General features: G+C 38.4%; 18 protein-coding genes. 11 read left to right on the top strand and 7 right to left on the bottom strand.

Annotated features, from left to right (window positions below):
- Nucleotides 1–2: 2 nt before the first annotated feature.
- Complete coding sequence (locus L1283_RS18310; protein ID WP_260031528.1) at nucleotides 3–308, bottom strand: DUF4134 domain-containing protein; 306 nt, start codon at nucleotides 306–308, stop codon at nucleotides 3–5.
- Nucleotides 309–501: 193 nt separating this feature from the next.
- On the opposite strand from L1283_RS18310, the gene L1283_RS18305 reads away from it, so the two are divergent.
- The 7 genes from L1283_RS18305 to acpS are packed head-to-tail and all read left to right on the top strand — an operon-like array spanning nucleotide 502 to nucleotide 4,703.
- Nucleotides 502–774, top strand: coding sequence for a hypothetical protein (locus tag L1283_RS18305; RefSeq protein ID WP_260031529.1), 273 nt, complete (start codon nucleotides 502–504; stop codon nucleotides 772–774).
- Nucleotides 764–1,102, top strand: a complete 339-nt coding sequence (locus tag L1283_RS18300) for a helix-turn-helix domain-containing protein (RefSeq protein WP_228429942.1) — start codon at nucleotides 764–766, stop codon at nucleotides 1,100–1,102. The genes L1283_RS18305 and L1283_RS18300 overlap by 11 nt, the downstream gene beginning before the upstream one ends.
- Nucleotides 1,103–1,963: an ImmA/IrrE family metallo-endopeptidase gene (locus tag L1283_RS18295; RefSeq protein ID WP_260031532.1), complete on the top strand. Its 861-nt coding sequence runs from the start codon at nucleotides 1,103–1,105 to the stop codon at nucleotides 1,961–1,963.
- A gap of 4 nt (nucleotides 1,964–1,967) precedes the next feature.
- Nucleotides 1,968–2,711, top strand: a complete 744-nt coding sequence (locus tag L1283_RS18290; protein ID WP_143884041.1) for a thymidylate synthase — start codon at nucleotides 1,968–1,970, stop codon at nucleotides 2,709–2,711.
- Nucleotides 2,711–3,745 (top strand): nucleotide kinase domain-containing protein, encoded by a 1,035-nt coding sequence (locus L1283_RS18285; RefSeq protein WP_260031534.1) that lies wholly within the window; start codon nucleotides 2,711–2,713, stop codon nucleotides 3,743–3,745. Before L1283_RS18290 ends, L1283_RS18285 begins: the two co-directional genes overlap by 1 nt.
- Nucleotides 3,742–4,326: a hypothetical protein gene (locus L1283_RS18280; RefSeq protein WP_260031536.1), complete on the top strand. Its 585-nt coding sequence runs from the start codon at nucleotides 3,742–3,744 to the stop codon at nucleotides 4,324–4,326. The genes L1283_RS18285 and L1283_RS18280 overlap by 4 nt, the downstream gene beginning before the upstream one ends.
- Nucleotides 4,327–4,328: 2 nt before the next feature.
- Nucleotides 4,329–4,703 (top strand): holo-ACP synthase, encoded by a 375-nt coding sequence (gene acpS / locus L1283_RS18275; protein ID WP_143884044.1) that lies wholly within the window; start codon nucleotides 4,329–4,331, stop codon nucleotides 4,701–4,703.
- A gap of 6 nt (nucleotides 4,704–4,709) precedes the next feature.
- On the opposite strand, the gene L1283_RS18270 is transcribed toward acpS, so the two are convergent.
- Genes L1283_RS18270 through L1283_RS18260 form a run of 3 tightly spaced genes read right to left on the bottom strand, consistent with a single transcriptional unit; the run spans nucleotide 4,710 to nucleotide 6,561 of the window.
- On the bottom strand, nucleotides 4,710–5,345 hold the full coding sequence (locus tag L1283_RS18270; protein ID WP_260031539.1) for a conjugal transfer protein TraD: 636 nt from the start codon (nucleotides 5,343–5,345) through the stop codon (nucleotides 4,710–4,712).
- Between the two features lie 5 nt (nucleotides 5,346–5,350).
- Nucleotides 5,351–5,788: a DUF3408 domain-containing protein gene (locus L1283_RS18265; RefSeq protein WP_038330874.1), complete on the bottom strand. Its 438-nt coding sequence runs from the start codon at nucleotides 5,786–5,788 to the stop codon at nucleotides 5,351–5,353.
- Between the two features lie 5 nt (nucleotides 5,789–5,793).
- Nucleotides 5,794–6,561, bottom strand: a complete 768-nt coding sequence (locus L1283_RS18260; RefSeq protein WP_038330876.1) for a ParA family protein — start codon at nucleotides 6,559–6,561, stop codon at nucleotides 5,794–5,796.
- 724 nt (nucleotides 6,562–7,285) lie between these two features.
- Between L1283_RS18260 and mobA the strand changes: the two genes are divergently transcribed.
- A complete protein-coding gene (gene mobA / locus L1283_RS18255) occupies nucleotides 7,286–7,717 on the top strand; it encodes a conjugal transfer protein MobA (RefSeq protein WP_038330878.1) in 432 nt (143 codons plus the stop codon).
- Between the two features lie 8 nt (nucleotides 7,718–7,725).
- Entirely contained in the window at nucleotides 7,726–9,003 is a 1,278-nt protein-coding gene (locus L1283_RS18250) for a relaxase/mobilization nuclease domain-containing protein (protein WP_260031541.1), read from the top strand.
- 160 nt (nucleotides 9,004–9,163) lie between these two features.
- Here L1283_RS18250 and L1283_RS18245 read toward each other — a convergent pair whose 3' ends face one another.
- The gene (locus L1283_RS18245; protein WP_065720163.1) at nucleotides 9,164–10,315 is read right to left on the bottom strand and encodes an NAD(P)H:quinone oxidoreductase; all 1,152 of its coding nucleotides are present in this window, start codon (nucleotides 10,313–10,315) and stop codon (nucleotides 9,164–9,166) included.
- An 83-nt stretch (nucleotides 10,316–10,398) separates the two neighbouring features.
- Here L1283_RS18245 and L1283_RS18240 point away from each other — a divergent pair, with 83 nt between their 5' ends.
- The gene (locus L1283_RS18240) at nucleotides 10,399–11,178 is read left to right on the top strand and encodes a helix-turn-helix domain-containing protein (RefSeq protein WP_038330885.1); all 780 of its coding nucleotides are present in this window, start codon (nucleotides 10,399–10,401) and stop codon (nucleotides 11,176–11,178) included.
- Nucleotides 11,179–11,286: 108 nt separating this feature from the next.
- Complete coding sequence (gene mobC / locus L1283_RS18235) at nucleotides 11,287–13,284, top strand: conjugal transfer protein MobC (protein ID WP_177766423.1); 1,998 nt, start codon at nucleotides 11,287–11,289, stop codon at nucleotides 13,282–13,284.
- Between the two features lie 55 nt (nucleotides 13,285–13,339).
- Here mobC and L1283_RS18230 read toward each other — a convergent pair whose 3' ends face one another.
- On the bottom strand, nucleotides 13,340–18,790 hold the full coding sequence (locus L1283_RS18230) for an N-6 DNA methylase (RefSeq protein WP_177766421.1): 5,451 nt from the start codon (nucleotides 18,788–18,790) through the stop codon (nucleotides 13,340–13,342).
- Nucleotides 18,777–19,214: a DUF1896 domain-containing protein gene (locus L1283_RS18225; protein WP_038330892.1), complete on the bottom strand. Its 438-nt coding sequence runs from the start codon at nucleotides 19,212–19,214 to the stop codon at nucleotides 18,777–18,779. The genes L1283_RS18230 and L1283_RS18225 overlap by 14 nt, the downstream gene beginning before the upstream one ends.
- Nucleotides 19,215–19,354: the final 140 nt, after the last annotated feature.

Below are 19,354 nucleotides of genomic sequence, written 5' to 3'. Positions count from 1 at the left end.
GATTAAAGAAAGAATGAACGTAGAATAGTAGCCGCTACAATCAGGAAGATACACGCACCGAACCATGAAGCTGCCGTCTTCGAAGTATCGGGGTCGCCACTACTGAATTTGTTGTACACCTTAACGCCTCCGATAAGCCCAACCACCGCACCGATGGCGTAAATTAATTGGGTTGCGGGGTCGAAATAACTTGTTACCATTTGGGTAGCTTCGTTGATCCCAGCCGAACCATTTCCCTGTGCGAAAGAACCAATTCCTGACAACATCGCTACGGTTGCCAGCAAAACTTTTTTTCTTTGTTTTTCCATAATTGAAACACATTAATTTGTTTTTGTTATCCCACACCTTGCGGGCTTTCGGGACAAAGATGTTTCGGAAATCAAGGGGTTATAACAAAGTGGCAGTCAAAGGAATGATTTGGCGTTGAGTGGCATAAATATTTATCAAAATATTTTGATTGTAAGAAAATCTTACATAATTTTGTATGAAATTCTTACAATCATGGGAATATTAGAATTAGAAAAAGAAATAATTGAGATTATACAAGAAGTTTGTATTCATCAAGAAGTTGAAGAAGTCGTAAGTGGAAATTTCTATCCTGGAAATTTCATTATGAGTCAAGTGTTAGTTTCCATTTTTTCTCAAATTGAGATTAAAACAGGTATTACTATACCAAATGATTGCTATATTTTCCATGATCAAAAAACGAAGAAACAATTAAATATAAAAGAGGCTGCAACGAAGCTATTAAAATTGTCAAAAAATGAACAATAAGGGTACTATGACTGAAAGAGAACAAATTGCTGAAAGATTAAAAGAAGCAAGGGTTATGTCTGGCTTGTCGCAAGAAAATGCTGCAAAAATCTTACAAATACAAAGACCAGCTATTTCTGAAATAGAAAGTGGAAAACGAAAAGTAAGTGCAGAAGAGATTATTCAATTTGCTAAGTTGTACAAAGTAAGCACTTCATGGCTTTTGTTGAAAGAGGAAAATGAATCGGCTTTAGATGAGCAAACAAAAATTGCTGCAAGGGAATTGGGGAAAATGGATGAATCCGACAGAAAGAAGCTATTAGAAATCTTAAGAATACTTCCGAAATAAATGAATGAGTTATATACAAGTGCTATCCGAAAAGCAAGTGAAACAAGACTAAAATTAGGGCTCAGTTTATATGAGGCTATAAACATCTACGATGTTTGTTCTAAATTAAACATAGATGTACAATTCGTTGATATTAATATGGAAGGTCTTTATGTAAATAATATCATTATGAACAATACAAGCCAACCCAAAATTATAATTTCACGTCTACGTCCGCTCCCAAGAAGAATTTTTACTTGCGGACATGAATTAGGTCATCATGTTTTTAACCATGGATTAAAATTAGATATTCTTACAGACGAAAATGACAACTCAAATTACAAAAGTGATGATGAGAAATTAGTTGATGCATTTTCTGCACATTTGTTAATGCCAATTGCTTGTGTACAATCAGAGTTCAAAAAAAGAAAGCTTGATTTTAATACCGCAAGAGAAATTGATTATTATATAGTTAGTTCTGTATTAGGGGTTGGATATCAAACGTTAATTACACATTGTAAAGTCAATATGTTAATGAATGAATATAAATACATGGAATTATCTAAACATACACCTTCCAAAATATTCAAAAAGCATTTTGGCAACGTTGAAGAAAAAGCATATTTCAAGATTATTGATTTTAAAACAAATAATCAACCTATTGATTTAGAAGTTTCAAACTACTTAGTTATTCCTTCTGATTTAGAAGTTGATAATAACTATTTAGAAAAGATAAAAAGCACAGAAGTTGGGACACTATATTTAGCGAAAAAATCTGGAATATCTTCCATTTATTCAACAAGTGGTGAAACCAGTTGCTTTGTGAGAATCCAACCACAGAACTATATTGGTTTTGCGGAATATAGACATTTAGAAAACTAATAAAATGAATATACCAGTACTAATAGAAGAGAATAATTTATCGAAAGCATGGTGTAAAGTCTTACAACATATAATCGATAACTCGGGTAATGAAATTACACCATTAGTTTTGACTTTATCTGATTTTGACGAGGATAACACTATAAAAAACGAATTGAACAAAGATTTGGCAGAACACCAACTAGATTCAATTGATATTGTTTCTGAAACAATATTTCCACAATCTTTATATCTGTTTAACAAAAGTAACCGGCAAGAGTTGTTTAGATTGTATTTAGAAAACGTTTTACCAAGGCTAAAGAAAATTGATAAGCGAAACAGTGCAGGAACTTATTTTGAACGCCTTATAGCATTTGGAGACAGTAAAAAGAATCAATTAGAAATAATAATTGATTCTTTAAGTGAAGACTCTAAAATAAAACGTCGCTCGAAATCACAAGCTGCTATTTTTGACCCATTAAAAGACCATAAAAATGGCGTATTCCAGAGTTTTCCTTGTTTACAACATGTTTCATTCTATAAATCAGAAAATGGAGGATTAATAATAAATAGCTTTTATGCTATGCAGTATTTGTATCAGAGAGCTTATGGAAACTGGTTAGGGTTAATCAATCTTGGAAAGTTTGTAGCACAGCAAGCTGGATTAGAATTGGAACGATTTAATTGTTTTGTTGGAGTTGAAAAATTAGACCATTTAACAAAAGCTCAAGCAAAAGGATTAATAATTAAAATGAAGGTAGAAAACTAATGAGTACAATAGCTAAAAAGCAGAACACTTTTACAATATATAAGCCATTATTACCTGCTAAAACAACAGAGGTATTTGATAGCTATTGGAGGTTTGCGGTATTACGACAAGATGTTTTTTTTAGTCGAATACAAGGGGATAAATATCCTTGGACAAACGACCCCATTTTATCTAAACATAAATTTACAAATGCTTACAGGGCTTCGGATAGAGTAAGTCAGTATTTAATTAAGGAAGTTATTTACAATGATGATTATTCTAACTCACCCGATGAAGTTCTTTTTAGAATACTGTTGTTCAAATTGTTTAACAAAATTGACACATGGGAATTGCTAAAAAAAAATATTGGAGACTTAAATTATGAAGAATTTGATTTTAAAAGGTATGATAAAGTTCTAAGTAAGGCTTTCGCAGAAAAGAAGACAATCTATTCAGCAGCATATATAATGCCTTCTGTAAGGCAATTTGGCTACGAGCGAAAACACTCAAATCATTTAAAATTGATAGATTATATCTTGAAAAAAGACACTTCTATACAACTTATGGATTGTAACAAAATGCAACAAGCATTTGACATTGTTAAAAGTTTTCCGGGATTAGGCGATTTTTTAGCGTATCAAATTTTAATTGACATTAATTACTCTAATATAATTGATTTTTCAGAATCAGAATTTGTAGTACCTGGCCCTGGAGCTTTAGGTGGAATAAGTAAATGCTTTGCTAATACAGGAGGGTTAAGCAATGTTGAAATCATTAAACTAATGACCGATAGGCAGGAAATGGAATTTGAAAGATTACAGTTAGATTTCAAAACACTTTGGGGAAGGCGATTACAACTGATAGATTGTCAAAATTTATTTTGTGAAGTAGATAAATATGCAAGAGTAAAACATCCTGATATAAAAGGCAATAGTGATAGAGTAAGGATTAAGCAAGTGTACAAACTTAACTCTAAACCTATTGACTATTGGTTTCCTCCAAAATGGGGAATTAACGAAAACATTATTTTTGATTTAAAGAATAAAATACGATGATAAAACAAATTAAGAAAAAGTTTTTTGACGACAACTATATATCTAGGGAGCAAATCCCTAGATATTTTAACGTGTCATTTAAAGAAGTAGGAAATGACCAAAAGAACGAAGTAAGAGTAATTTCTAATGGAACTGAACAACTTGGAGATGTTATTAATGACAACTCTTATAAAAATGATTACTATCGTTATCATGATATATTTCATTATTCGTTTGCCGCTCTATTGGGATGGTCTCCATGTACAAGAGCCATGATGAAAAGAAAACGAAAAAGTAACAGTTTGGTTGATGAAATAGAAGACGGTGCAAGAGCCACAATTACGGAGGAAGCAATTTCTATGATTATATTTAATGAAGCAAAAAGAAAGAATTTTTTTAAAGGAAAATCAAAAGTATCAAAAACTACTTTGAGAATAATTAAAGAAATGACAGAGAATTTTGAAGTAAGCGTTCGTACCTCTGAAGAATGGGAATATGCCATATTACAATCTTATGCTGCTTTTAGATTTCTGATATCAAATCAGGGAGGTCTTATAGAATTTGATACAGCAAATAGAAAATTAAAACATATTTCATTTTAGTAATGATTATTTCAATTGGCTGTGATATAGTAGAACATACTGTTTCACGAAAGTTAGATTGGGAAAATAATAGAGCTATACAATCTAGAATCTTTTCTAATAGAGAGTTAGACCTCTGTCCAGCAAAAGGAACACTACAATTTCTTTCGGGTAGATTTGCGGCAAAGGAGGCTATTCTAAAATGCTTGTTTACAGGTATGGAAGACGGAATTGCTTTAACCGATATTGAAATATTAAAAGAAGATGCAGGAAGACCAAATATAATCTTATCAGGTACTCCACTACACCTATCTATATCTTTAGGGATTAAGAACTGGCATGTTAGTATAAGCCATTCTTCTTCTTTCTCTCAGGCTTTTGTTATTGCTGAAGGATAAAAATCCTTACACAAACTCCCCAATGTCAAAATCATTCAAATCACTTTTCCGCAAAGTGGAAGAACTGGCATCCGTTTCAGAAATGATTGTGCTATCCAAAAGCTCCGCAATTTTTCTGGATGCACCGTCCATGGAATTTTCCAGTAGGCTGAATAATTCGGTTCCCTGTATTTTATGAACTATAGCTATCGCTGTTTCCTTTTGGGCTGTTTCCAATTTTTCTTTTTGGAGCAATACCCCCACGGAGCTTAGTTCTTCAAAAGTAACCCCTTGGGCTAAACCATTATTGCCACCGGATATTCCATACCTGTTCCATTCTTCTTCCTCTTCCTCAAAATCAGGCGTATTACTAAAAACCTCATCCAGTTCTTCCTGCGGAATTTGAATACCTAAGTTTTCATTCTCGTCGTATTCTATGTCTAAATTAGCAGGATTAAACTGTAGGTCCTCCATTTGGCGTTCAGTGGCGGTGTTTGGCACTAATTGGCATCTTATAGGTTTCGGTTGCCCCATTATATCTGGAAGATTAGGATTGACTTTTTCCTGTTTCGGCTTTTGCTCCGACCTCTTTTTGATAACAATCTTATCATGCAACAATAGCCCAATGACTATCAGCAGGCATATTACAATTAATGTTTCCATAATTATTAAATAGGTTTATACTTGTCGTTATAACTTTTGGTAATCTGTTCGCTAAATTCCTGAAAATGATAATCCAGTAAGTTGTCCAAATAAGCATAAATAGTAATCTTATCTTCGCCAATCACCTGTATGATTCGTGTCAATTTTTCATGAAATTCTGGTCTGATATAAACTGTTTTTCCGTCACGGGCATTGGTGTCTGATTTCTTAAAAAATGTATTTTCGTAATCTATTTCAGAAGTTCTCTTACTACGGCTCTTATCCTTGACAGCCTGTTTATCCTGTGATAGTTCCTTTGGCTTAACGACCACAGTTTCGGTTGCTTTTGGTTCAGGTTCCGGTGGAAGCTGTAACCCTTCTTTCTTTACACCGTCAACCATCAGGTTCATCATTAGCTCCTCGTCAATATCAGGAGTAATTTTTTTCTTATTATCTTTTTCCATAGGGATTATAATTGAATGATTTTTAAAAATTCGTTCATAAAAAGGTCTAGTTGGCAGGCGTTCATCAACCTTTCGTCCGGAGGCATCAGCGTTGAGCGAAAAATAGCTTTGCTGTTCACTTCGCTTTCTTTGCGAAAGCGTGTGCTGTTTTTTACTTGGCTTTGCATCAGGCTAAATCCCAAATCATTGATAAGGTTGTTATACACATCGTATAAAGGTGTGCTCTCCCTGCCATCAACCTGGTTCCAGAACAGGTTGATCGTTTTTATGGACGTTTCGCCTTTTTTCATAATCACGTCTTGCAAGAGCTGTGTGAAAACGAGCGTGCTTTCCATTACTACACGATCTGCCGTGATTGGCGTAAAAATGTGGTGCATTCCCGCCAATGCTTTCAGAATACCCGGCGTGTTTACCGTTCCCGGAAGGTCAAAAAATACAGCATCAATTGAAACCGGAGAAGCCTCAACAAATTCGTTGGCTGCTTCCAGTACGCTATCCGCTCTGTGCTGAATAATTTCGTACGCCTTTTTGTTGATGGTGGTAAACTGTTTATACGCCAGCTTTTTCAAAGCCTCGTTTTCCATTACCATTTTCAAATCACGCTCTTTCATTTTCAACAGGCTATGCTGTGGAAAATCTGCATCAAATACAGCTACATTGTAGCCCAAACGATAATGCAGGATGCTTGCCGCAAGTGTTGTAAACGTACTCTTACCTACGCCACCTTTTTGAGAAGAAAAGGCGATAAAAACTGTTTTGTGTTTTGCATTCATCTCTTTAACTTTTTTTTAATTATTTATATACTCATTTACCTATTTGCGTAGGTGCCTATGTTTGCAGTCTGCTACCTATTTATCTCTGCATATAGATATGTTACTCAATACAGATATATTTAGGCAGGTATCTATACACCTAAACACATACCTCTGTAGGTGTGCAGGTAAGTAAGTTTGTATCGAAAAACCTATTTACTGATGTGCCTGCATCTCTACATGTAGAATTACACAGATAGGTATCTGAACATGTACTTTCCTATGTACTTGTTTTTTTATCTATCTACCTCGATAGTTATATACTTAGGTTGTTACGTGCATAACTATTTATGCACTTATATCCTTTTGTTGGTACAAATAAAAAGAGATAAATAAGCAGTTCTTTCAATGTGGCATTGTTTGGCGTTCAAAGGCATTGTTTGGCACTGTATCACAGTACAATGCTTTCAAAAACAGGTCTTTACTTTGTATAATGATTTTTATTAACGGATTTATGCAAAATCGAATGGACAAAATGGAGTTTAACAGCCACGGCATCGAGCCGTTTTTCCCTGTTAAAATCAATCCGTCCCGCAGGGCGGATTTTTGTGTTCAACAGAACACGGCAAGTTGTGTTTTGAGGCACTCGAAACCGAGTTCGTGTCTCAAAACAACTTGCCCTGCTGGGAGCTGAAAAACACTCTCCGAAGTCGAGGTTTTGTACGGATTAAAAAATGGATTAGTGATGAACGAGAGCAATAATAACAAACGAAATAAGGGCGGTCGTAAGCCAAAGCTTGACCCAAGTACCCACCGTCACGTTTTTCGTCTTACGGACGAAGAAAACGCCAAATTTTTATCGCTTTTTGAAGGATCAGGAATGCCCAACAAAGCAAAATTTATCATTACACAACTGTTCGGAAACAAAATGAAGTCCGTTCAGATTGACAAAGGAACGGTTGATTTCTATATGCGGTTGACTTCGTTTCACAGTCAGTTTCGTTCTATTGGTGTCAATTATAACCAGATTGTAAAGCTATTGTACAAGAGCTTTTCGGAGAAAAAAGCATCGGCATACCTGTATAAATTAGAAAAGCAGACGACAGAAATGGTTGAGCTGTTTAAAAAAGTGCTGGAAATAACCGAGGAATTTGACAAGAAATACCTCAAAAAATAACCTTAGAAATGATAGCAAAAATCGGTAGAAGTGCAAATTTGTACGGTGCGTTGGCATATAATAATCTAAAAGTAGAGAAAGAAAACGGACAAATCTTGTTTACAAATAAGATTATTGAAACGGCAAGCGGGCAATATTCCGTTGCGCAATTGGCACAATCTTTTGCTCCTTATCTTCTGGCAAATCAAAAAACCGAGAAACATACTTTGCATATTTCACTCAATCCCGACCCGAAAGATAATGTTAGTGATGATAAATATCGGGAAATAGCACAACAGTATATGCGGGAGCTGGGTTATGAAGAACAGCCTTTTGTGGTATTCAAGCACACTGATATTGACCGAAGCCATATTCATATTGTATCGGTTTGTGTTGATGAACAAGGCAAAAAGATTTCGGACAAATTCGAGAAAATGCGGTCTATGAACCTGTGCCGTGAACTGGAGCAGAAACATGGATTGATACCCGCAACCGATAAAGAGCGTAACCAAAATGACAATGTTTTCCTCCCGATAGATTATAAGGCAGGCGACGTAAAGAGCCAAATCGCTTCGGTTGTTCGTCACCTGCCAAACTATTACCAGTACCAGACTTTGGGCGAATACAATGCCCTGCTATCCCTGTTCAATATTACTACCGAAAAAGTGGAGGGCGAACTACACAAAAAGATGCGGCAGGGTTTACTGTACATCCCCTTAAATGAAAATGGCGAAAAAGCCGGGCATCCGTTCAAGGCTTCCCTGTTCGGAAAGAGCGCAGGGCTTCCGGCTTTGGAATTGCATTTTGCGAAATGCAAAACGGCTTTGAAAGACCACCCAGGCAAGCAGACCCTAAAAGCTGCCGTTACCGTTGCCCTGAAAACCACGAGCGACGAGCAGGGTTTTAAAAAGCAGCTAATTGAACAGGGCATTAACGTGGTGGTACGACAGAACGATACAGGTCGTATTTATGGTATCACATTCATAGACCATAATTCCAAAGCAGTTTGGAACGGTTCACGTTTAGACAAGGAGCTTTCTGCCAATGTCTTTAATGATTACTGGAATAATAATATCAAACCGGATATAAAAGAAGCTGCTGTACCAATCCCCAAACTATCCACATCAAATGATGCGGATCTTCCTGCGGAAGAACCACACCATTTGTTCGACTTCTTAACTACGGAAAAACACGAAGATGGTTTGATTGAAGCATTGGGCGGTTTGCTACCCGAAGCCCAGGGCGAGGATTATGAGGAACAGGATTTTGCTAACAAGATGAAGAAGAAAAGGAAGAAAAAAATGTAATTCTTCCTTTTATAGTTCACTAAAAATATATTGGATTCGTTCTTTAACATTACGCTGACCTTTCTGAAAGACAGTATATTGCAACATAGTGAATGAAAGAATGGTAATCAGAATTATTTTTCTCATTATCAATAATTATCTATCTGCGTATAACAGCTATCTACTCAACTTCAAAAATTGCCTGAATAGATACAGAAGAACCAACTGGTAAGGAATATGCCCCCGATGTATTTCGTGTATGCTTTCCCTTTTCTCCGAATATTTCCACTGTCAGGTCAGAAGCTGCATTCATCAACATAGCGTGCTGCGTATATGTTTCAGGAGTATTAAAAACGCCAATCAATTGCACACATTTTTTTACTTTGTTCAAATCGCCTCCCACTGCCTCTTTCAAAATTGCAATAATGTTGAGCATAGTAACTTTGGTCGCTTCTTCTACTTGTTGTTCAGTAACATCAATACCGACTTTTCCAGGATATAAAATCTTTCCGTCTTTAAGTGAAACCTGATTGATAAATACTAAATTCCCGGAACGCGAAAAAAGCTCGTAGTTTCCTACAGGTTTTGGTAATTCAGGTAAAACAATATTTTTCTGTTTCAATACCTCGTTGATATCCACTGTGTATGCAGATTTAGTTTCGATTGACTTTTGTTTGAAAGTTCCTTTTAATGCCGTGGAAACTTTAGCAAAATTTTCTCCCTGTAATTTGGCAAGATAACGCTCGCTTTTGCTTGGTCTTGTCACATCTTTTAAGGAAGCCAGACTAGTTGTACCTAACACCGAGTTCCCTTGCGGTATATTTTTTTCTATGTTTTCATATCCACGAATACCATTTGATACCAGTATCATACCGTGTACTGCCAGACTATTCCAGAAAGATTGCAATGCCAGTTCTTTTCCGGCTCCGCTTCCTGCAGACATAAAAACAGTTGCAGGCATACCTTCTAATTCGTGTTTTGTCCAGACATCTACCGTTTTTGATAAAAATTCGCTCATTGCCGTACTGATATTCCCGAAGTACACAGGCGAGCCAAAAGCTATGCCATCGTAGGAACTTAATTCATCAACGTTGGCTACGGGAATGTCTTTCAACTTGACATTATCTGATGCTTTCACCAACTTTATAGTAGCATTAGCATCGCTATTTTTCTCAATTCCTTCGGTAATGTTCTTTGCCAGTTCATAAGTGCCGCCATTATCAGAATGGATAAGCACCAGTATGTTTGTTTTCTTATTTTGAGCCATAGCAGTAGTGTTGATTGATAATAAAAAGGAGAGCGTGAAAACTAAAAATGAGATTGTTTTATTCATTGCACAGGAAATTTTTCTAATAATATTGCAAAATTAAATATTTCGTTTTTATTAGCTTTGCCAAAAAGTGTATTTAAAACGCAATGCTAAAATGTGGTCTTAAGGAAACAACTCCTGGCAATTATTCAGATGATGTTATAAGCGATGCTTATATATGGCAGCAACAAAACTGGAAACACGATGATTACGAGCATTCTCACGCACGTTATCAGCTATCCTATGTTACAGAGGGTTTTCAGTATTTTTACATAGAGAATAAGGTTTATTTTGTACCTCAAAATCACGCAATATGGATACCGTCAAATATAAAACACCGCATATCATCATCAGCAGAAACCGTTAATCTGACAGTATTGCTCTTTAAGTATATTCCGCAAAATCAATTTTACAATTCCGTAAAGATTTTCCGTGTTCCTATTGTCTTACACGAAATGCTCAATTATGCAACTAAGTGGAATAAACAACTTATTGAAGATGATAATCAGAAAGTCTTTTTATTAGCCATTTTGCAAAACCTTCCAGATTTTTATCAGAAAAATAATGCTTTGGAAATCCCTGTACCTTCAGACGAGCGACTAATTCCGATTTGCAGTCATATCAATGAAAATTTCAGATATGAGTTTAAAGTCGAAGATTATGTAGAAATTGCGAATATGTCGGTACGCAATTTACAACGTATCTTTAAAAATGAAACGGGGATAACCATACAGAAATATATACAGCTTACCCGTATTTTGAAGAGTATTGAACTAATTGATACTAAAAAATATACCCTTACAGAAGTAGCATTCAAAGTAGGATACAAGAGTTTGTCCGCATTCCTTACTTCCTATAAATCATTAATGAAATCCGCTCCTAAATAAATACACTGATTAAGCCAAATACCGCCACGTACTGCCTTAGACTACCACAATCTTATAACTATTCCGAACAGACTTTAAATTCACGCCCGAACATTAAAACTCAAAATAATGCAGGGAGAGGACGATTTAAGAGGCTTAGCCAAGATAATGGCTTTTATGCGGGCAGTCAGTATTCTATTGGTACTGATGCACCTTTATTGGTTCTGCTACGGGTTCTTTTTAGAACGTGGCTGGACACTGGAAGTAATCAACAAGATTTTAGGCAATTTCGACAGAACGGCGGGTTTGTTCTCACATACCCTATATACCAAAGCCTTTGCTTTGGTATTGCTCGCTTTAAGCTGTTTAGGCACTAAGGGCGTAAAGAATGAGAAGATAACCTGGACTAAAATTTACGTGACTTTGGGTATCGGTTTCGTGCTGTTTTTCCTGAACACACCATTGCTAAAGCTATCCCCGGCAGTAGGCACGTTCCTGTATATCCTGACTATATCGTTAGGCTATATCGCTTTGCTGATGGCGGGTGTATGGATGAGCAGACTATTAAAGAACAACCTGATGGACGACGTTTTCAATAATGAAAACGAGAGCTTCCAACAGGAAACAAAGCTGATGGAAAACGAATATTCCGTCAATCTACCCACAAAGTTCTTTTACAAAAACAAATGGAACAACGGTTGGATTAACATCGTGAACCCTTTTCGAGCCTCGATTGTGTTGGGCACACCAGGTTCGGGCAAGAGCTATGCAATTGTAAACAACTACATCAAGCAGCAGATAGAGAAAGGGTTTAGTATGTACATCTACGATTTCAAGTTCGACGACCTTTCTACTATTGCCTACAATCACTTACTGAAGCATCGGGATAAGTACGAAGTACAACCCAAATTCTACGTGATAAACTTCGACGACCCACGCAAGAGCCACCGTTGTAATCCACTCAATCCCGAATTTATGACGGACATATCGGATGCCTACGAAGCGGCATATACGATAATGCTAAATCTTAACAAGTCGTGGATTTTGAAGCAAGGGGATTTCTTCGTGGAAAGCCCAATTATATTGCTTGCAGCCATTATTTGGTATCTCAAAATCTACGAAAACGGGAAGTATTGCACTTTCCCGCACGCCATCGAATTGCTGAATAAAAAGTATTCGGACGTGTTCACGATTTTAACTTCCTATCCCGATTTAGAAAATTATTTGTCATCGTTTATGGATGCGTGGCAAGGCGGCGCACAAGACCAATTACAAGGTCAAATCGCATCTGCAAAAATTCCACTATCAAGAATGATTAGCCCGCAGCTTTATTGGGTAATGACTGGCAACGACTTCACGCTCGACATTAATAACCCGAATGAACCTAAGATTTTATGTGTAGGTAACAATCCCGACAGGCAAAATATATATTCGGCAGCTTTGGGTTTGTACAATTCAAGGATTGTAAAGCTCATCAATAAAAAAGGACAGCTAAAGAGTTCGGTTATAATTGATGAGCTGCCCACAATTTATTTTAGGGGACTGGACAATCTCATCGCAACGGCGAGAAGTAATAAGGTGGCGGTATGTCTGGGTTTTCAGGACTTTTCGCAATTAACAAGAGATTACGGCGATAAGGAAAGCAAGGTTATTCAGAATACCGTCGGTAATGTTTTCAGCGGGCAGGTTGTAGGCGAAACGGCAAAGAGCCTTTCCGAACGCTTCGGTAAAGTGTTGCAGAAACGCCAGAGTATGACCATCAACCGAAACGATAAATCTACCTCTATATCTACCCAGTTGGATAGCCTGATACCTGCCTCTAAAATTTCGACCTTAACGCAGGGGATGTTCGTAGGTTCGGTATCAGATAACTTTGACGAGCGTATCGAGCAAAAGATTTTCCACGCCGAAATTGTGGTAGATAATGAAACAGTTGCTGCCGAAACAAAAGCCTATCAGAAAATACCGGAAATCCTGTCCTTTGTTGATAAGCAGGGTGAAGATAAAATGAAGCAGGAAATTGAAGCCAATTACAAGCAGATAAAATCAGATATACTAAATATTGTTGTAAGTGAAATGGAACGCATCAAGAATGACCCCGATTTACAGCATTTGGTACAGGAGTGATAAAATAAAAGGGAGGTCTAACACCTCCCTTTTATTTTGCCCGTATGCTATATTACTACAATATACCACGGGGCATATGAACACCTTTTACCCGCACAATGCTTTCCTGAACCGTCGGGGTTTCTTTCTTCTTTTCTTCCTGCTCCGGAGCATCTGTTTTTGTTTCCGGCGTAATTGATAGCTGTATCTTCCGTTCTACCGCAGCCAGTTCCGTTTTGAGTTCGCTCAATCGGCTTTCCTTAGACCACGTACCGCTAAGCACTTCCTGAAGTATAGGCAGGTCTTTTTGTATTTCAGAAATTTTCTCCTGCTCCTGCTTAATAAAGCCCGGCAGCTTTTTTAAAGCCTTCAAAAAGTTCATTGCTGCGGTTTCAGGGTCTTTCGCCATTAAACCGTTGTTGTAGGTGTATTTGATGTTGCCCTCGCCCTGAACCAAAAAACGGTTTACCCTAATATCTGCCCCCTCTTTTTCAGACATTTCAGTTTTAACCAACAGCGTAAAACCGTACAAGCTGCCGATTTCTTCATATTGCCCTGCGGTACGAGCCCTATCCGCAATCTCATTAAGTTTCGTGCCGATTTGTTTCGGGTTTGCATTGGGCGGTAAGCCATCCAACAGCACAGGATTTGCGATTGTTCCGTCTGAATGCTTTTGTAGGCGTTGCTGCAAGTTTTCCCAGTCTGTACTCATCCGGTTCAAACGGGATTGAGCTTTGCTCAGTTCATCTGTAAAATCTTCCAGCTTGTATTTGGCACTTGACTTGGAACGGTTAAACGCCTGTTTTTCACTTTCCAATCCGGCAATCTGTTTTTCTACTTTGGCTTTATCCAGCAGATCGGTATTTCCCGACAGGATTGCCACATACTCGGAGAAGTTCATACCCGATTTTTCGTCCATACTGCCTTCATCTATGGTTCGCTTGCCGAGATTGTTGGATTTTAATTGGTCGATAAATAACTGTTTGTTGAAGAGCAGATTAAACTTATAACTATCCAATGATTTTTCAACGGCATAGATAACTACATCTACTTTATTATCGGCAAAGAACTTGGCAATCTCATTGCCTTTGCGGATTGCCCGACCGTCACGCTGGGCAAGGTCGCTTGGTCGCCACGGTGTATCTAAATGATGAATGGCAACGGCTCTTTTCTGTGCATTGACACCTGTACCGAGCATACTCGTTGAGCCGAACAGCACACGGATTTTGCCCTCGTTCATTCCTTTGATAAGCTCCTTGCGTTGGTTATCTGTTTTGGCTTCCTGAATGAAGCGTACTTCGTGTGCAGGTATACCGTGATCTTCCACGAGCTTACGTTTGATTTCGGAGTACACATTCCATTCGTTAGGTTTGTACGTACCCAAATCCGAAAAGACGAACTGCGTTCCTTTCTGTGCATTGAATTTGTTGTAATACTTGGCAATATTAGCTGCACAATGCGAAGCCTTGCTATCGGGATGATCTTCATAAGCTCCGCTTACCATTCGCATATCTAATGACATCTTACGAGCATAGTCCGTAGCAATCAGCATCTTTGCTTTTTCTTCTGTTGGAGATAAGGGCGGTCGTTCGAGCAAGACTGCATTTCCTGTTTTAGCAAACTCCATCAACTTTTTGATAAATACGCCCTGGTCGGGCGTTGGTGGAATGTTGTACAGGATTTCGTTTTTTACAGGTCGGTCAATGCCAATATCCTTTGCAGTACGGTAATCCGTAATTTCCGAGTAAAACTGTGCAAGCTCGGGTACTTTGATAAAGTATCGAAAACGTTCTTTCGCCACAATATTGTTGGCAACTGAAAACTCATAATCGGTCGTTTTACGGGCATAGATTGCTGCCCACGCATCAAAACAGTTAATACCTTGTTTTTCCAATGCCCGTGGTCGCAGGTATTTAAAGAGCAGGTACAATTCCGTCAATGAATTGCTGATGGTTGTACCCGAAAGAAAGGTTGCACCCATATCTGCATCGGTACGCTCCTGTATGGTTCTGATTGCAAACAGCAGGTTTAACGCTTTTTGGCTACCGTCCACGTTACCCAATCCAGCTACACGGCTGTGACGGGTGTTAAACATCAGGTTTTTAAACTGGTGGCTCTCGTCGATAAACAAATGGTCTATGCCCATCATTTTAAAGTCCACAATATCATCTTTGCGATTTTCAATATCGTGCTGTAAAGTCTTTAGCTTTACTTCGAGGTTTTCTTTCCGTTTAATGGACCCGGCAAGCATACCTCTTGTTACTTCAGCTCCCTGCGACTGCATCGCATCGAGGTTTCGCTCCACATTATCCAATTCTATTTCGAGGATTTCCTTTTGAATTTCTGGCGATTGCGGTATCATACCGAATTGGTCGTGTGTTAAAATCACACAGTCCCAATCGTTGTTTTTAATATCTCCGAAAATTCGCAGGCGTTTTTGCGGTGTAAAATCTTCTTTGCCCGGAAAGAGGATTTTAGCGTGCGGATAGGCAGTGCGATAGGCTTCGGCGATTTCGTGCACATTACTTTTCAGCCCGATTATCATTGGTTTATGAGCAAGTCCCAAACGCTTCATTTCCTGTGCTGCCGTACACATTATCAATGTTTTTCCTGTACCTACTTCGTGATCGCAGATAGCACCGTTATTGAGTTTAATCATCAATACGGCATCTTTTTGACTTCCGTACAGGTCTTCAATGCCCAATGCTTTACGGTCTAATCCCGGAAACTCCTGATGGCTTCCATCATAGTTTGGGCGAACAAAACAATTAAACTTATCATTGTATTGGTCGGTTAGCCTTTTTTTAAACTCATTGCTCTGTGCGTGTAACCAATCGGTAAAAGCGGTACGTATTTCGTCAATCTTAGTGTTTGCCATCTGTATGGCTTCCATATCCTTTACTTTGACTTCCTTGCCGTCTATTTCGACTTTTTTGGTGATATCGGGCGTCGTATTGACAAGAGCGTGTTTGAGCAGAGCAACGCCATCAAACGTCCTGCTTTCAGCCTTTACCGCATATTTTACCCATATATTTTGATTGCCCCGATTACAGATTACGGAAAAATCATCGGAACTGTCGGAATAATGGATATTCACTTCCGCATCGAACAGGTGCGAAGCAAATTTGGCATAAATACCTGTGGGTATCCAGCGTTCACCAAGGTTAAAGTCCAGTTCCTCAAATTCGATACGTCTTGGTCGGGCTTCTTCCAATACCATAAGGCTGTGCTTTGCTTCGGTATTTTCGGGATTGCTTTCTACATATTCTATTATTTCCTGTGCTTTTTCTACCACGTTACCGGCTATCCAGCGTTCGGAAATTTCGTATTCACTTTGCAGGGGATTATAAAAAATACGACCGTGCAGAGCATCTTTCAAGGCATCTGCGGACATACTGCTGATTTCGGACATATAGTCCAAATCAACACTTCCGTATTTATTCAATGAGGATGCTAATGCTTCTTCGGGATTATCGGTTGCTAATGTTGTCGTGGAAAAACTTACAGGATGGCTGAAAATATCCGCTTTATGGATAACACTCCCTTTTACACGCTCCAAATAAGGGATTTCTTTTCCGGCACTATCCGTCTTAATCAGCTTGATATTATCGGCACTGTTCAGACTACCGTACCTTTTTACAAAAGCATCGTACAGTTGGTTTAAATTTTCTCTTTCTGCCTTATGTTCGGTTTGTAGTTCCGCTTCTTTATTGTAAAGCTGTTGGTAAATATCACGTACTCCGATATACGCTTCGGCTCTTGCTTTCTGTAAAGAAGGTAATTGCAAGGGGTAGAACATTGCAGTTTTATCCACTTTATCTACTTCCTGTAAATGACCTACCCAACCATTATCAACCACAAGGCAATCGTTACGATGGAACGATTGCAATTCGCCACTATACGGAGCAGGCTTAGGAATGGCTGCAAGAACAGGTACGGAAATAGCTGGTTTATCAGCCTGGTCATTTCCGTTAGACTGCGAAAATAAATCGCGAATAATTTCCTGTTTTGTTCCGTTGGGTGGAACGGTTCTATTGACCGAGCCATTGGAAACTGAAGGCGTATAAGGTTGCTGCATTGCTGAACTGAACAGGTCGATTTGGCGACCAATGTTAGCCCGTTGTTTTTTGGTAGTTTGCTTTTTAGATTTCGTTGCTTTCTTTGGTGGAGTTAAAACCGCTATGTTTTCATCATCATTTTCAAACAGGTCGAAAATGCTTAACTGTTTTAATTCCTGCGGACTTTCCAGTATGATGGCTGATTGTGTTAAACGATGTTGTTCCGGCTGAATGATTTCACGCTCTTGAATTTCACGTTCAATAACTGGAGGTGTAACAATGGGCTGTGTCGGAATTTGAACAATAGGTTCATCATTCCGTTTTTCTTTGTACAAAGACAAGTTTAAATGCTTTCCAAAATCATCGGAAAGCATCTGTTCAAGGCTATTTGCAATGCCCTCAACACCCTTGTTGTGTGTATAGATTAAAGCAGGTTGCCCGTAAGGGTCGGTAGCTACTTTCCAATGTGTATGTACAATTTGTCCACTTTTATCTAACAAAGCATTGCTTGGCGTACCGTAGCCTGTTTTCGTACTTTGGCAAAATAAATCTTCTCTTTCGGTCAGATTTTGTTTTGCTGTATTCTTTTGGAGAATGATAAGATCACTGCCGACCTCAGTACCTGCATAATCAGTAAATAGATTATTGGGTAAGCGAATTACGGATACCAAATCGTTGTTTTCCATCAACGCTCTGCGTATAGGCTCGTTATTCGGACTGTTTAAAATCCCTTGTGAGGTAATAAAAGCCTGTAAACCGCCCTCACGGAGCATATCGTTACCTTTCAGAAAGAAATAATTGTGAATGCTTCGGGCAGCCTGAACTTTTGCACTCTCTTTACTACGAGAATACGAAAGGTCAAAAACAGAAGTATCGCCAAAAGGGATATTGCTGGCAACAACATCGTAACTGTTTTGTTCTTTTTCGGGTATTTCTTCAAAACCGCTTATACGGACAGTGCTTTCGGGATAAAGCTGTTTTAATATTTTTCCTGTGAGCACATCTTTTTCATAGGCTGTAACTTTGGTTTCGTTCCCTGCAAAGGATTCGACAAATGATCCGATACCTGCCGATGGTTCAAGGAACTTGTCAATGTGCAAACCCTTATCACGCATTGATTGCGAAATGGCATCTATCACCTGCGGTGGTGTATAAAAAGCGGTTAGTACCGAGCTTTTCATACTGTCCACGTACCTGCGGTATTGCTTTTCGTCTTGGGGATTTTCTTTTAGCAGTTGGTGGAGTTCCTGCACAATCGGGAAAAGGTTATGTTCGGTTTTTCTCCAATGGTTGATGTCTATATCATCCGCTATGGGGTTCAGCACGAATTTAAGACCGCCAAATCCGCTGTATTGCATCATTAGCAGTCTTTCGCCTACGGTGGCTTGACGGTTCTCCTTTTCCAGTTTAAAAGCAATTCGTAAGGCATCAATGTTTTGTTGGAGATGTTGCTTTTTACTGAAGCCCATTTTTCTCTATCCATATTGCAATGGTTCCAGTTACTTCGGTATAAAGAGCATCAAACTCATAGGTGTAAGCGAAATCATCAGTTAATTTATAGTTGGAGAAAACAGGCTCACAGACGGTGAACATTTTAAGAGCGAACGGTCGTAGTTCTTCGTCTGCCATTAGGGTATCAAACTCATTGCATACGACTTGGAAAACCGTATCGAATTTGGAGAAATGCAGATTTTCAAACAGGATATAATTGGCAATCTCGTTGCATTGCTCAACTACGTTTCCCGAACGGAAAGCCACCTCATAAGCATTGGCAGCCCACGATGAACGTTGGTCGATAAACTTTTGGTCGTGTGCCTTTTCAGGGAAGCTGCTGTTTAATAATTCTTGCAGTCGTAACCTGAAATACGATAGGTCTTTTTGCTGTGTACTCATACTATAATTTTGTTTAGAATTTTGCTTGAAGCCTAAAATTATAAGCGGAAGCAAATGCCTTTGTGAATGTTGCAGGGTTTGGCGTTGAGAGGCGGTATTTGGCGTAATAGAATGAAAAGACAAAAAGGATATTTCTTTAC

The organism is Sphingobacterium sp. HSC-15S19 (genome assembly GCF_050433745.1).
GTDB lineage: Bacteria > Bacteroidota > Bacteroidia > Sphingobacteriales > Sphingobacteriaceae > Sphingobacterium > Sphingobacterium siyangense.
This window is presented reverse-complemented; position numbering and strand designations above follow the sequence as displayed.